Source organism: Proteus sp. G2618 (assembly GCF_009915995.1).
Lineage (GTDB): Bacteria > Pseudomonadota > Gammaproteobacteria > Enterobacterales > Enterobacteriaceae > Proteus > Proteus terrae.
Window position 1 is genome coordinate 1 of sequence record NZ_JAABNI010000023.1, and the last position, 14,976, is coordinate 14,976.

Here is a 14,976-nt window from a genome sequence, read left to right on the forward strand (position 1 = left end):
ATGCTGGAGGTATCAGAAGTGCGAATGCTGACATAAGTAACGATAATGCGGGTGAAAAACCCGCACGCCGGAAGACCAAGGGTTCCTGTCCAACGTTAATCGGGGCAGGGTGAGTCGACCCCTAAGGCGAGGCTGAAAAGCGTAGTCGATGGGAAACGGGTTAATATTCCCGTACTGGTGGTAACTGCGATGGGGGAACGGAGAAGGCTAGGTTGTCCGGGCGACGGTCGTCCCGGTTCAAGCATGTAGGCAGAGTGATTAGGCAAATCCGGTCACTTAATGCTGAGGTGTGATGACGAACCACTAAGGTGGTGAAGCAATTGATGCCCTGCTTCCAGGAAAAGCCTCTAAGCTTCAGGTTACCAACAATCGTACCCCAAACCGACACAGGTGGTCAGGTAGAGAATACTCAGGCGCTTGAGAGAACTCGGGTGAAGGAACTAGGCAAAATGGTGCCGTAACTTCGGGAGAAGGCACGCTGGCGGTAAGTGAAGTCCCTCGCGGACGGAGCCGAAGCCAGTCGAAGATACCAGCTGGCTGCAACTGTTTATTAAAAACACAGCACTGTGCAAACACGAAAGTGGACGTATACGGTGTGACGCCTGCCCGGTGCTGGAAGGTTAATTGATGGGGTTATCCTTAGGGAGAAGCTCTTGATCGAAGCCCCAGTAAACGGCGGCCGTAACTATAACGGTCCTAAGGTAGCGAAATTCCTTGTCGGGTAAGTTCCGACCTGCACGAATGGCGTAATGATGGCCAGGCTGTCTCCACCCGAGACTCAGTGAAATTGAACTCGCTGTGAAGATGCAGTGTACCCGCGGCAAGACGGAAAGACCCCGTGAACCTTTACTATAGCTTGACACTGAACATTGAGCCTTGATGTGTAGGATAGGTGGGAGACTATGAAGTGTGGACGCCAGTCTGCATGGAGTCAACCTTGAAATACCACCCTTTAACGTTTGATGTTCTAACCTAGGTCCATAATCTGGATCGGGGACCGTGTCTGGTGGGTAGTTTGACTGGGGCGGTCTCCTCCTAAAGAGTAACGGAGGAGCACGAAGGTTGGCTAAGCATGGTCGGACATCATGCGGTTAGTGCAAAGGCATAAGCCAGCTTGACTGTGAGAGTGACGGCTCGAGCAGGTACGAAAGTAGGTCTTAGTGATCCGGTGGTTCTGAATGGAAGGGCCATCGCTCAACGGATAAAAGGTACTCCGGGGATAACAGGCTGATACCGCCCAAGAGTTCATATCGACGGCGGTGTTTGGCACCTCGATGTCGGCTCATCACATCCTGGGGCTGAAGTAGGTCCCAAGGGTATGGCTGTTCGCCATTTAAAGTGGTACGCGAGCTGGGTTTAGAACGTCGTGAGACAGTTCGGTCCCTATCTGCCGTGGGCGTTGGAAGATTGAGAGGGGTTGCTCCTAGTACGAGAGGACCGGAGTGAACGCACCACTGGTGTTCGGGTTGTCATGCCAATGGCATTGCCCGGTAGCTAAGTGCGGAAGAGATAACCGCTGAAAGCATCTAAGCGGGAAACTTGCCTCGAGATGAGTCTTCCCTGTCACCTTGAGTGACCTAAAGGAACGTTTAAGACTAAGACGTTGATAGGCTGGGTGTGTAAGCGTAGCGATACGTTGAGCTAACCAGTACTAATGAACCGTGAGGCTTAACCTGACAACACCGAAGGTGTTTTGTCTGAGAGACAAAGAGTAGATGAAGTAAGCTTGTTTAAGATTGAAAATTGCTGGTTATGAAGAGAAATCGAAGTAACGGGTAATTAAACAGAATTTGCTTGGCGGCCATAGCGCAGCGGACCCACCTGAATCCATGCCGAACTCAGAAGTGAAACGTTGTAGCGCCGATGGTAGTGTGGGGTCTCCCCATGTGAGAGTAGGGAACTGCCAGGCATTAAATAAGACGAGAAAGCCAACCCAAAGGGTTGGCTTTTTTGCGTTTGGGGTTTTAGTGCATTTTAAATACTATGCTAAATTCTAAATACAAAAATGCCCTAAATTAGGGCATTTTTTATGATCTTTTAGCAAAAATTATGACGAGAAAACGCAGCAAGGACTGTTCTTTCTGAGATTTCTAAATAGTCCTCCATAGCTGTTGCTGCTTCTTGGGCTTTTCCATCTATCAAAAGTGTCAAAATCTGTTCATTTTTCTCAATATACGGTGCATGTAATAATTGAGGATCGTTTAATAAACCGAAGGCTAAACGCAATTCTGCTAAAATAAGCTGGTATTGTTTAAATAATCTAGGACTATCTGAAAGCTCAACAATTGCTGTATGAAAATGCATATTACAGGTTCCTACACCGCTCCAATCTTGTTGTTCTTGAAAGACTTTTGCTTGATTAACACTATCTTGCATTCTAACAATAGCTGGATGCATAGGATAAGAATGTCGCAGAGCATCACATTCAATTAATCGTCTTACACGATAAATATCCATGATACTTGCCATATCCGGTACAGAAACAAAAACACCACGATTAGGTTTATAAGTTAAAAGCCCTTCTTGGGTAAGAACGCGAAAAACCTCTCTTAAAGTATTACGCGATATCTCTAGCGTTTCACTTAATGCCGTTTCTGACAATCTTTCACCAGGAGGTAATTCTCCAATAGTGATTTTTTGCCGAATAACATTTGCGACTTTTTGAGAAAGAATTTGTGGAGATGTTTTTTTCTGCATTATCTTCTGTTATTAGCTTAATAGAAGCGCCTATTCTATCAGTGTGTTTTGTAATATATAACCTCTATTGTGTCACTCTGTCGTATTTCTCACTGTATCGAGTATGACTTTCTGTTTATTTCCATCAAAAAAACTTAATTTTTTGTCACGATATTTTAGTCATTAAACTTATTTTTCTTCAAACTTGCGCACTATTTTTGTGCATCTAATCTTTTTATGCCTCATTTAGGTGCACATTTATGACTCATTAATTAAGAGTGATTGTCAATAAAATGTTAAAAATGCGATCTTAACTGCACTTTTATCATCCCATATTTAAATCTATTTGCTTATTTATTCATCTATTATTATTAATTGTTCAACAATCTAATATCAGGTGATTAACAATTAAGTGTTCATGCTCAACAATGGCATGCTAATTGCCTTAGTAATAATAATTAAAATAATGATGATAAAGGGGGTAGCTAATGGCTACACAAGATTCTGCAAACACAACATCAAGTTCGTTTATAAAAAATAGACGTTCTTCATTGATAGCTGCCATTTTTTTAATGGCGACATCAGCTATTGGTCCGGGTTTTATTACTCAAACTGCAACCTTTACTGCCACTATGGGGGCGGCATTTGCATTTGGTATTTTGGCATCAATCATCATCGACTATGTTGTTCAGCAAAGTATTTGGCGAGTGATCACTGTCACTAATATGAGAGCTTCAGACATTGCTAACAAAGCAATACCTGGTAGTGGCTACTTACTTGCTGTATTAGTTATTTTTGGCGGTTTAGTGTTTAACGTGGGTAACATTGCAGGTGCCGGTTTGGGGCTTAATGCAATGGTGGGTCTTGATCCTAAATGGGGTGGGATCTTAAGTGCTTTACTTGCTATCTATATTTTCTCATCACGCAAAGCCAGTAACTTTATCGATCGTATGATTATCATTCTTGGTATTGTCATGATCTTACTGACTGTTTTTGTGATGTTTGCCTCTAATCCTCCAATAGGTGAAGCATTAAGACAAACTGTTTTACCTGATGCGATTAACTTCGCAACGATCACTACAATTGTCGGTGGTACTGTGGGTGGTTATATCTGTTATGCCGGCGCTCACCGTCTTCTCGATAAAGGAACTACGGGTATTGAGAACATTGATGTTGTATCAAGCGCTGCAACCAAAGGAATTTTAGTAGTTGGATTAATGCGCTATATCCTGTTCCTCGCCATTTTAGGCGTAGTTGCCAGTGGCGTAACATTAGATATTTCTAGTCGCGCGGCTAACCCTGCGTCTCAAGCATTTCAACATGCAGCTGGTTTAACTGGATTACGCATCTTCGGTCTTATTTTATGGGCAGCTGCATTAACGAGTGTTATTGGTGCTGCTTATACCTCAATGTCATTTATTACAGTATTTAAAAAAGGTGTTACTGAGCGTCAACGTAATATCGCAACCATTATCTTTATCGCTATTTCACTTGTCACTTATATGGTTATGGGAACAGCACCGGCTGCATTATTAGTCTTTGCCGGTGGTTTTAATGGCCTGATTTTACCTATTGGTATGACACTATTTATTTTTGTTGCATGGCGTCGCCAAGATCTCATGAATGGTTATAAATATCCAGCATGGTTGCTGTGGTCAGGTATTTTGGTCTGTGCGCTGACTTGGTATATGGGCATTATGTCCGTGGGTGCTATTTTCAATTACCTCAACATTGCTTAAGAGAACAATAATGATGATAAAAGCCGTCGATTTAAACAGTGATTTAGGTGAGAGCTTCGGTCAATGGACAATGGGCAATGATGATGCGGTGCTTGAAATTGTCAGTAGCGCTAATATCGCTTGCGGTTTTCATGCAGGTTCACCGGATGGAATTTTAAAAACATTAAAAGCGGCGAAACAGCATAATGTTGCGATAGGTGCACACGTTGCTTACCCTGACTTAGTCGGTTTTGGTCGTCGTAATATGGATATCGCCAGTGATGAATTAACCGCAGATGTAATTTATCAAATAGGTGCTTTGCAAGGATTGGCCAAAGCCGTGGGTTTGAGTGTGACCTATGTTAAGCCTCATGGTGCGCTTTATAACACAATTGCTCATGATAAACGTCAAGCACTTGCTGTTATTGAAGCGATACTTGCTGTAGATCCCCAACTGACATTAGTTGCTTTAGCGGGCTCACCCTTGATTACTCTTGCGAAAGAAAAAGGCCTTCGAGTAATAGCCGAAGCTTTTGCAGATAGAGCTTATCATGCTGATGGTACGCTAGTTTCTCGTAAAAAAGAGGGGGCTGTTTTACATGATCCTGAACTTGTTGCTCAACGTATGTTACAGCTTGTGCAAGAAGGGGGTGTTGAATCAATAGAAGGCGTTTTTACTGCGATAGAAGCTGATTCTATTTGTGTTCATGGTGATAGTCCAGATGCCGTGGCTCTCGCTAAAAGTGTAAAAGAAATTTTAATTAATCATGATGTTAGCATTAAACCTTTTGCACCTCTGCGACTTAAAAATGAGGTGCAAAAATGACTCATTTAATGCAAGCGACTGCGGATGCAATTGCCAAAGCACAAGAAGCTCGATTGGCTATTCGCAATGGTTTAGCCATACCAACAGCAGGTATGGCTAAAGGCATGACACAAGCTAATATGATTAGCTTACCTCGTGATTGGGCATTTGATTTTCTGCTCTACGCTCAACGTAACCCGAAAAGTTGTCCGATATTAGATGTTTGTGAATCAGGTAGTTATCGTACTGTTTTAGCGAAAGGTGCCGATCTGCGTACTGACATTCCTCTTTACCGTGTTTGGGAAAATGGCAAATTAGCGGATGAAATTACGGATGCTACTGAAATTTGGGCACAACATCCCGATCTTGTTACGTTTCTTATTGGTTGTAGTTTTACTTTCGAAACACCCATGTTAGAAGCGGGTATTGAAATTCGTCATATCACAGATAACTGCAATGTACCGATGTATAAGACGAATCGCTTGTGTCGTCCTGCTGGGCGATTAGAAGGTGAATTAGTGGTTTCAATGCGCCCTGTTCCTGCTGACAGAGTCGCTGATGCAGTGATGATCAGTGGTCGTTTCCCTTCTGTACATGGTGCTCCCGTACATATTGGCTCGCCCGACGCTTTGGGTATTAAAGATATTATGTCGCCAGATTTTGGCTCACCCGTGAGAATTGAAGAAGGCGAGATCCCCGTCTTTTGGGCTTGTGGTGTGACTCCACAAGCAGCAGTGATGCGTTCAGGTGTTCCTTTCGCACTTAGCCATGCTCCGGGGCATATGTTTATTACTGATGTGCCCGATGCGACTTATCACGTATAAGGGAGGAAGATACTTTGCGCTTTTTACCCGTTAACTTATCCCATTTACTTGTTGAGCTTTCCTCTTTAAAAGAGACGCTCGCATTGTATGAATCCGTTAAACAAGCGGATATTACTGCTATTCAAGACATTGTACCTGCGGCGAAAACACTCTTAATTCACTATACACCGTGGCTAATCACGGCTGAAGAACTTGTATTTCAACTTCGACAATTAGAAGTCAAAGCGGTATCAGCACGTCAAACACAATCATTAACGATCCCTGTTCATTATCAAGGTGAGGATCTTAATGAGGTCGCTGAATTATTAGGGATCGCGACCAGTGAAGTGATCCGCAGACATACAGAACAAACCTATCAAGTTGCATTCACTGGTTTCGCTCCGGGTTTTGCTTATTTGATTGCTGATGAAACTCAGCTTTATGTGCCTCGTCGCAAAACGCCTCGTACACGCATCCCCGCAGGGTCGGTCGGATTAGCTGGCGAATTTAGTGGTGTTTATCCGCAACAAAGCCCTGGAGGTTGGCAACTTATTGGTACCACAGAAATAAAGATGTGGGATCTCTCTCGTGAACAACCCGCTTTTTTATTACCGGGAAATGAAGTGCATTTTGTTGATGCACAAAAATCACCGATAACCGTTTCACTACCGGAGAAAAAAGCCGTAGTCGCTTCCCCGCTCTCATTAAATGATAAAGGGTTATATGTTATTTCAGCAGGGTTACAAACTTTATTTCAAGATGAAGGGCGTATTGGTGCCGCATCAATGGGAGTATCTGCTTCAGGTGCACTTGATAAACCCGCTTTACATGCGGCCAATCGTTTAGTGGGTAATCCCACAACTTTTGTTGCACTTGAGATAACCCAAGGTGGACTGATGCTTAAAGCACGACAAGATTGTGTGATCGCTTTAACAGGGGCGGATTGTTCCATTACGCTAAAACATGAGTCGGGTGAGAATGAATTCTTATCTGGTTATCAACCTATTGATGTTCGCTGTGGCGATGAAATTATTTTAGGTATGCCAAAAACTGGTGTACGTAGCTATCTTGCCGTGAGAGGAGGGTTTGAATTACCAAAGGTGTTAGGTAGTTATGCATTTGATACTTTGGCACAAATTGGCCCTAATGCTTTGCAAGAAGGTGATGTACTTCATTTAAATAATGAAAGTACCTCGAACGGTATTCTTACTAATGAACAGCCGACATCAACACTGCCAAAACAAGGTGATATCGTCACGCTTGATGTTGTTTTAGGCCCCCGCACCGACTGGTTTACCAGTGAAGCTATAAAGACATTAACCTCTCAATTATGGCAAGTGACACCACAATCTAACCGTATTGGGTTACGTTTATTGGGCGAAACACCTCTTGTACGCGAACAACAACAAGAACTATCGAGTGAAGGCACTTGCATCGGTGCAATACAAGTTCCGATTAATGGGCAACCAGTTTTGTTTCTTAACGATCACCCGTTAACAGGAGGATATCCTGTTATCGGCGCAGTTGCTGAATATCACTTACCACTTGCAGGGCAGATCCCTGTTAACGCTAAAATTCGTTTTAATCCAATTACCGAATTTCAAGAATATTGATAGGAGAATGCCACTCATGACAACAATTAACCAAAAACAACGAGTGAAGCATAGAGTACTTATTGCCAACAGAGGTGAAATCGCTGTTCGTATTATTCGAGCTTGTCAGGACTATGGTGCGACTTCCATCGCTATTTATGCCAATGATGATATTGATGCACTACACGTTCGTCTTGCTGATGAAGCTTATGGACTCAATGGTAATTTGCCGAAAGAAAGCTATCTAGATATTAATAAAATCATTGATATTGCCCATAAAGCTAATGCCACAATGATCCATCCCGGTTACGGTTTTCTTTCTGAGCGAGCTGATTTTGCAAAAGCGGTACAAGACGCAGGATTTATTTGGATCGGCCCTAACCCAGAAACGATAGAAGTGCTTGGTGACAAAGTGAAAGCTCGTAAAATTGCACAATCTGTTGGTGCTCCTCTTGTAAATGGTACGGCTGATCCCGTTAATGATGCCAAAGAGGTTCTCGATTTTGCTAAACAGCATGGTCTACCTGTTGCCATTAAAGCTGCTTTTGGTGGTGGTGGACGAGGTTTGAAGATCGCTCATAAAATGGAAGAAATTGAAGAGCTTTACCATTCTGCTGTACGAGAAGCTGTAACTGCATTTGGTCGTGGTGAATGTTATGTTGAGCAATTTCTAGATAAACCTCGTCATATCGAAGCGCAAATTATCGCAGACAAACTGGGCAATGTTGTTGTTGTCGGAACACGAGATTGTTCGTTACAGCGACGTAATCAAAAGCTTATTGAAGAAGCGCCAGCACCTTATTTGACAGACGAACAACGTGAACGTATTCACCAGTCGGCTAAAGATATTTGTGCTAAAGCAGGTTATGTGGGTGCAGGTACAGTTGAGTTTTTATTAAGTGCAAATGGCACTATCTCATTTTTAGAAGTGAATACACGCTTACAAGTGGAGCATCCTGTTACAGAAGAAACGGCGGGTATCGATTTAGTGATCGAGCAATTGCGTATTGCTGAAGGTTTACCGCTAAGTATTGATAAAACGCCTGTTCCTCGGGGGCACTCTTTTGAATTTAGGATCAATGCAGAAGATCCCGCGAAAGGCTTTTTACCTACCCCAGGTTTAATTACGCATTTCTATGAGCCTTCAGGCCCAGGTGTTCGTGTAGATAGTGGTGTTACTGAAAATAATCAGGTTTCACGCCAATTCGATTCTATGATGGCAAAATTGATAGTGACAGGTGCAACTCGTGAACAAGCCATTGCACGGGCTCGTCGAGCATTATCCGAATTTAAAATTGAAGGGGTAGCAAGTGTATTGCCTTTCCATTGTGAAATGATGGAGCATGCCGATTTTACTGAAGATTTCAAAGTGCATACCCGTTGGATTGAAACAGATTTTCAGGCAAAAAATACCCATTTCCCTCGTAGCACACTTGCAAAAAATGAAGAGCTTGTTCGTACTTTTATTGAAATTGATGGCCGTCGTCATGAACTCGCTTTACCTGCTCAATTACTATCGCTCTCTGCGGTAATACCAACAGCAATTAATGCCCCTCATGAGAAAGAAGAGAATGAAAAAACAGTCACTGCACCCATCTCTGGTGTATTACATAGCTGGATCTTAGCTGATGGCGACAAAGTTAAAGAGGGTGATGTTATTGCCATTATGGAAGCGATGAAAATGGAAGTTCAGGTAGTAGCTTCTTGTGATGGTGTACTACTGCAAAAAGCGAAAACAGGTGACTATTTTTCAGCAGAAACAGTTTTAGCTGAAATCAATTAAGCGTATTAAAAATTAACTTATTGATTAATAATATCTATCATTAATATCGGCCCTTTAATATGAGGTAACTTCATATTAAGGGGCTTTTTTATAATAACTTTATTTATATTCCTATTTGTTATATCTAATTCCTTTTGGTTATAAGTTATTTTGCCTATAATCGAAGCTTGTTAAATTTTAACCAAAAAGGAAATAAGATGTTGCTTGTAACACAACTACTTATCGGTGCTGCAATCGGGTTAGTTATTACAACGACCGGTGTAGGTGGTGGTGTTATTTTATTACCTGTTCTTATTTATCTTTTTGGTATGAATGCATTAGCTGCGGTTGCAACAGCAAATTTACTCTCGATGCTAATGAAGCTCTCATCTTCTTATATTCATTTTCGGTTAGGTAATATCCCATTAAAACCCGCACTATTGATCTTAGGGATAATGTTTCCGGCAACATTTTTAGCCAGTTATGGTGTGACATGGCTGGGATCACAACCTCAATATTACGATCGTGTTGAATCAGCGATTAATATTTTGATGATCGTTGCTATCGTATTTTCATTGGTCTTATTTTTACAACGAATGGTAAGAAGGTCAGCAATTTCAGATCCTTTAATTGCTTTACCACCACCTTCTACAGTGACTTTTTCTTCCTTATTTGTACCAGGAATGAGTGCCGGGTTTGTGCTTGGTGCAACAGGTGTCGGCGGAGGATTAGTGGTGTTACCGGTATTAATGCGTTTTGCCCAAATGGGTATTAAAGAGGCAATAGGCACTTCTATTTTTATTACCACGATCCTTTCTGGTGGCTCTGCTATTGCTTATAGCGCTGGTGGTTATACCGATGTTCACACAGCACTTATTCTCTGCTTAGGTTCATTACTCTCCATCCCCTTAGCTCGCTATTTACTTGTGTATTTATCAGAGCGTTTTTTCCAATATTTAACACTATCTTTTATTCTGATCAGCATCATTATGATGAGTTGGAAATTAATAAATTAACTTAATGTAATATCGAGTGAGTCAATCTTTCTCTTATTGCCTTTAGTTAGACTAAACTTATTCTATCATCATTAGATTAACTACTAAGAGTAAGTACAACGATATGAATATTAAAATAGGTGATGAGTTTTTAGTTTATATGGCGCTGGGTGAAGAGAGCTATATGAAAGAGTATTACCGTGTGATTGAAATTGACTCAACGCTTTCTCAAGTGACGGGTAAATTGTTAAGAAGAACAACGGCTGATGACAAAAATATTGGATTAGGTCGTTGCGAGTTAGAAGGTGGCATTGAGCAATTTGCGTTAGAAGATATCTATCCTGTTAAAGAGTGATCCGTTATTAGGATCACTCTCCTTACTTAATTTGTTGCTTAGGCAGCGGGTGCATTCTCAGGTAATGCAGATTTTGGTAAGCCAAAAATTTTGTCAAATACCCAGTTATAAACGAAGGTATAACAAGGGATGATGATGATTAGTGCAAAGTCCATCACTAACGCTTGCCACAATGAAACATTAAGCCACCATGCAATCAGTGGAATTAAATAGAGTACCAGTGTTAGCTGAAATCCAATTGCATGTACTAGGCGGCGTCTAAACGTTCGAATTCTCGAAACTTGTCGGCTTTCCCAAAACTCAAATATGCAGTTATAAATAAAATTCCAACTCACCGCGATTGTTGTGATCACCAACGCTAATGGGCCTGTTACTGCTGTTGAGCTATCAGCCAAAAGTGCAAGCCCGACTGATGAAATAACCCAGCCAAAAATTTCATAAGCTGTCACGTAGACAATTTTTCGTTTGATACCTTGCATTGTGCTCTCTTTTTCTGTGGATCTGTGTCGTTAAGCATCGTAAGATAAATCAGCAAGAATGATAGAAAAAGTTAGCTAGTATCAATTTGACTGAAACATCAGGAGTGAACATGCAGTTCTCAAGTGAACATATTGCGATATTTTTAGCAGTGATGGATAAGGGATCTTTCTCTGCGGCTGCACGTTCATTAAAACGCGTTCCATCAGCAGTCAGCATGGCAATTGCTAATATGGAAGCTGAATTAGGTTATGCGCTTTTTGAGCGCTCATCACGAGAGCCTCAGCCAACTGAAAAAGCCAAAGCACTTGAACCTCATGCCAGAATGATCGCAGAGCAATTAAAATTATTACAAGTGCATGCACAAGAGCTTTCGATGGATCTCGAAAGTGTCTTAAATATTGGTGTTGCCGCTGATATTAATCCTGATTATTTATTACCTGCGTTATCTGAATTAACGCAACGTTATCCATTACTTAATGTGAATGTGATAACCGCGGCACAAGATGACATTATTGAGATGTTACATTCACATAAAATTCAACTGAGCCTAGTTTATGGGGGCTTGTATGTGAATGGTGATGAGCAGTTTCAATATCTTGGTTCTGAGTCATTGGTCGCAACAATCTCTGCAAGTCATATTGCATTGGCACACCCTGCAAGTGTGTTTATTGAGGATCTTGTGAATGTTCGCCAAATTATGATCGCAAGTCACACCAAAGAGTTAAGAGATGAGCGCTCATTAGTGGCGACGAATTATTGGCAAACAGATAGCTTTCAAATGGCATTAGGTATGGTTGAAGCAGGGATGGGGTGGGGTAATTTACCGTATTCGCTGATTTATACTCAATTGCAAAAAGGTAAATTAAAACAGATTCAGTTTAAGAATACGAAAAATGAATTACGATTGCCTATTCATGCTATGTGGCTAAAAGGGGAGTCGTTACAGAAAGGGGCGAAAGAGTTAGTTGAGCTGATGAGTACTCACCAGCCCATTGTTCCTAACTTTAATTAATCGACACGTTGTTGATGAACCCAAACAGCAACTTCAACACGAGATTTTAGCTTCATTTTTTTCAGTAGATGTTTTACATGTACTTTGACCGTACTTTCCGTAATATCAAGCTTACGTGCGATCATTTTATTTGATAATCCTTGCGCTATCAGTTTCAAAATATCGCGCTCACGCGGGGTGAGTTGTTCAATATCACGTTCACCCTCAGAGCGATCTTCACGTAAGGATTCTGCTAAAATAGGGGTTAACGCAGGGCTGACGACCATTTTTCCGGCCGCTGCCTGTTTTAGAGCTGCCAGTAATTCTTCAGGTTCCATATCTTTTAGAAGATAACCATCTGCACCACGTTTTAACGCTGTGACTAAATCATCACTATAATTTGATACGCTGAAAACAACGATCCGACCTGATAACGACTTTAATCGCAGTTGATCGAGCGTTTCAAAACCATTCATTCCAGGCATATTCAGATCCAGTAAAATTAAATCAGGATCTAACTCTTCAGCTAGCTTCACACCTTGAATACCATCTCCCGCTTCCCCAACGACAGTTAGTGTTGTATCAAGACTTAAAAGTTGTTTTACACCATTGCGTAGCATCGGGTGATCATCAATGAGTAAAATTGTCGCTTTTTCTGCGGGGGATCCCATATTATTCATTACGACTTGCTCCAATTTAGACAGGGTCTTTATGAGTAGTTATTAATGGAAATTTAACAAACACTTGAGTACCGCCCTGTTCGCGTACTTTTATAGTATAAGAACCATTTAAGCTATTTGCGCGTTCACGCATAATAATAAGGCCATAATGATTTAGTTTTTCAGGATTAGGGCTAATTCCTTCACCATTATCATTAATTTTTAGTTCAACCATGCCATTATTTAGGGATAAAGAAACTTCAGCCCAATTGGCATTGGCATGTTGCAAAATATTATTTAATGCTTCACGAACGATTTGAACAACGTGAATACTTTGGTGCGAGTTCACACATTTTGCGGGCAATTGATAGTCAAAATTAATAGAAAAACCAAGGCGTTGATTAAATTCAGTCAGTGTACTTTCCAAGGCAGCAAGCAACCCCGGCTCAGTGAGTTTTAAGCGAAATGTGGTTAACAGTTCTCTTAATTGGCGATAAGCGACATTAAGCTCTTCTCGCATCTCTTTTAGTAGCTTTTGGCAATTATCCGGTAAGGTTTCTGACTGCATCTGCAAATAGCTAACTTGCATTTTTAAACAAGAAAGCGATTGAGCAATAGAGTCATGTAATTCGCGTGCGATTGCTGAACGCTCATCCATTAACAAAAGCTGTTGTTGTTGCTCGTTTTGCTGTTCCATTGCCAGCATTGCTGAGATCTGTTTTGTCAGTAATAGCATTAAATTATTCTGTTCGTCCGTCAGGGCGGTATGTTCAGGTAATTGCATAACAAATAATCCATAGCGATGGATTTGATCTGCTAGTTCCCAATGCAATAGTTCACTGCGTAGTGGAACGGTGGCTGAAGCGGTTTCATCACAGCGTTCACATTGTAGATCTGGGCAATGTTCAGGGCGTGGTTGAGGTTCTAAACTGATTTCATTAAATAGAGTGTGATGATTATCTTCATATAACCGTATCTGTAAATAAGCATCAGGAATGATTTGTTGAAGCTCAAATAATATCTGTCTTAATCGGGCACAAAGTGGCGCAGGAGAGTGTAATTGTTGGCTAGAGTGATAGAGATAAGAGAGTACTTTATTTTTCTGTTGTAAGTCGTGTGTTTTTTCAATCACTCTTTTTTCTAATTCGCTATATAGCGTAGAGAGCTCTTCTGACATGGTATTAAGTGCTATACCCAATGTGGCAATTTCATCATGGTGTGTACGCTGATGGAAACGCGCTGAAAAATTACCATGACCAATCGAATTAGCCATCGCCATAAGTTGTTGCCAAGGATGTAATAAACGGCGACGGAAATGCCAAACAGAGCCAAACAGTAATAACAGTGTAAGTGCAGTGAAAATAAGCTGAGTATAAGCCACCAGCCTGATTTTTTGCTCTGTAAGTTGATCGATGCTTAATACTAATGTATCTAGCTGTGAAACAAAAAAAGCAACCTCTTGTTTGGCTTCATCGCGTTGTTGAGCATAAAGCAAAGTTGGCTTTAAAGTGTCTTTCCAGTAAGTATTTAATTGAGCATATTGTGATTGTAGCGATTCATTGCTTAGGACTTGACGTAATTCACCACTATCTAAGTCGGTTTCTAACTCGTGAAGATAATAACGATGTTGTTCATCTAGAGGTAAAGCAGATAGCAAGCGATAGCTTTGCATCCGTAGCGATCCAGATTTATTAATCGCATGAGCATTACCTTGTACACTCAAAATAATATGGTTAGAAATCGCCATCCCCACCACACCCAATAGAGTGAAAAGTAACATTAATATCGCTATCTGATTAATAATTGAAAAACGGTAGTGCCATTGGATTTTATTTGTACTCATCGTTATTTTTCCAAATTTATTCTGGCGCTATATTGCCTTAAAAATACATCAAATGTCATATACCACTAAAGTGTTACCCCTAAATATCTGATGGAGGTAATTTCACTTCTAAATTATAGTGTTTTTAATTTAACTTATTAATTTAAAATAAAAAATTAAGGATAATCCTATTAATACTTAGGTGTAAATAACGACTTTAGCTTAAAAATCAAACAAATCTTTGCTTGATGCAGATCATGACTAATTAACAATTCTAATCGTACAAAGGTGCCAATCTAACCGTTAATCGAGGTTGTT

Annotated in this window: 12 protein-coding genes and 2 rRNA genes; 10 read left to right on the top strand and 4 right to left on the bottom strand. The window is 41.0% G+C overall.

Annotation, left to right across the window (positions count from 1 at the left end):
• Together GWJ01_RS12175 and rrf are read left to right on the top strand one after the other, a co-directional pair.
• Positions 1–1,676 (top strand): 23S ribosomal RNA (locus GWJ01_RS12175); the annotation flags it as partial.
• 117 nt (positions 1,677–1,793) lie between these two features.
• Positions 1,794–1,909: ribosomal RNA gene (gene rrf, locus GWJ01_RS12180) — 5S ribosomal RNA — on the top strand.
• 128 nt (positions 1,910–2,037) lie between these two features.
• Here rrf and GWJ01_RS12185 read toward each other — a convergent pair.
• Complete coding sequence (locus tag GWJ01_RS12185; protein WP_109395387.1) at positions 2,038–2,697, bottom strand: GntR family transcriptional regulator; 660 nt, start codon at positions 2,695–2,697, stop codon at positions 2,038–2,040.
• 467 nt (positions 2,698–3,164) lie between these two features.
• Here GWJ01_RS12185 and GWJ01_RS12190 point away from each other — a divergent pair, with 467 nt between their 5' ends.
• The 7 genes from GWJ01_RS12190 to GWJ01_RS12220 all read left to right on the top strand — a co-directional run bounded on the left by GWJ01_RS12190 (position 3,165) and on the right by GWJ01_RS12220 (position 10,706).
• The gene (locus tag GWJ01_RS12190) at positions 3,165–4,415 is read left to right on the top strand and encodes an NRAMP family divalent metal transporter (protein WP_161711146.1); all 1,251 of its coding nucleotides are present in this window, start codon (positions 3,165–3,167) and stop codon (positions 4,413–4,415) included.
• Between the two features lie 13 nt (positions 4,416–4,428).
• Positions 4,429–5,220: a LamB/YcsF family protein gene (locus GWJ01_RS12195; protein ID WP_109395389.1), complete on the top strand. Its 792-nt coding sequence runs from the start codon at positions 4,429–4,431 to the stop codon at positions 5,218–5,220.
• Positions 5,217–6,023 (top strand): putative hydro-lyase, encoded by an 807-nt coding sequence (locus GWJ01_RS12200; RefSeq protein ID WP_109402867.1) that lies wholly within the window; start codon positions 5,217–5,219, stop codon positions 6,021–6,023. Before GWJ01_RS12195 ends, GWJ01_RS12200 begins: the two co-directional genes overlap by 4 nt.
• A 14-nt stretch (positions 6,024–6,037) precedes the next feature.
• Positions 6,038–7,615: a 5-oxoprolinase/urea amidolyase family protein gene (locus GWJ01_RS12205; protein WP_109402866.1), complete on the top strand. Its 1,578-nt coding sequence runs from the start codon at positions 6,038–6,040 to the stop codon at positions 7,613–7,615.
• A gap of 16 nt (positions 7,616–7,631) precedes the next feature.
• Positions 7,632–9,377 carry an acetyl/propionyl/methylcrotonyl-CoA carboxylase subunit alpha gene (locus GWJ01_RS12210; RefSeq protein WP_161711147.1) on the top strand — a complete coding sequence of 582 codons (1,746 nt, stop codon included), beginning with the start codon at positions 7,632–7,634 and terminating at the stop codon, positions 9,375–9,377.
• A 197-nt stretch (positions 9,378–9,574) separates the two neighbouring features.
• Positions 9,575–10,372 carry a sulfite exporter TauE/SafE family protein gene (locus GWJ01_RS12215; protein WP_109395382.1) on the top strand — a complete coding sequence of 266 codons (798 nt, stop codon included), beginning with the start codon at positions 9,575–9,577 and terminating at the stop codon, positions 10,370–10,372.
• Positions 10,373–10,475: 103 nt separating this feature from the next.
• Positions 10,476–10,706, top strand: a complete 231-nt coding sequence (locus tag GWJ01_RS12220) for a hypothetical protein (protein WP_036933178.1) — start codon at positions 10,476–10,478, stop codon at positions 10,704–10,706.
• 38 nt (positions 10,707–10,744) lie between these two features.
• Here the strand turns inward: GWJ01_RS12220 and GWJ01_RS12225 are convergent, their stop codons facing one another.
• Entirely contained in the window at positions 10,745–11,185 is a 441-nt protein-coding gene (locus GWJ01_RS12225) for a PACE efflux transporter (protein WP_088493886.1), read from the bottom strand.
• Between the two features lie 110 nt (positions 11,186–11,295).
• On the opposite strand from GWJ01_RS12225, the gene GWJ01_RS12230 reads away from it, so the two are divergent.
• Complete coding sequence (locus GWJ01_RS12230) at positions 11,296–12,198, top strand: LysR family transcriptional regulator (RefSeq protein WP_109395381.1); 903 nt, start codon at positions 11,296–11,298, stop codon at positions 12,196–12,198.
• Here the strand turns inward: GWJ01_RS12230 and narL are convergent.
• Entirely contained in the window at positions 12,195–12,848 is a 654-nt protein-coding gene (narL, locus tag GWJ01_RS12235; RefSeq protein ID WP_109402871.1) for a two-component system response regulator NarL, read from the bottom strand. The two genes, GWJ01_RS12230 and narL, sit on opposite strands and share 4 nt — an antisense overlap.
• Positions 12,849–12,873: 25 nt before the next feature.
• Positions 12,874–14,679 carry a nitrate/nitrite two-component system sensor histidine kinase NarX gene (narX, locus tag GWJ01_RS12240; protein WP_161711148.1) on the bottom strand — a complete coding sequence of 602 codons (1,806 nt, stop codon included), beginning with the start codon at positions 14,677–14,679 and terminating at the stop codon, positions 12,874–12,876.
• Positions 14,680–14,976 lie beyond the last annotated feature (297 nt).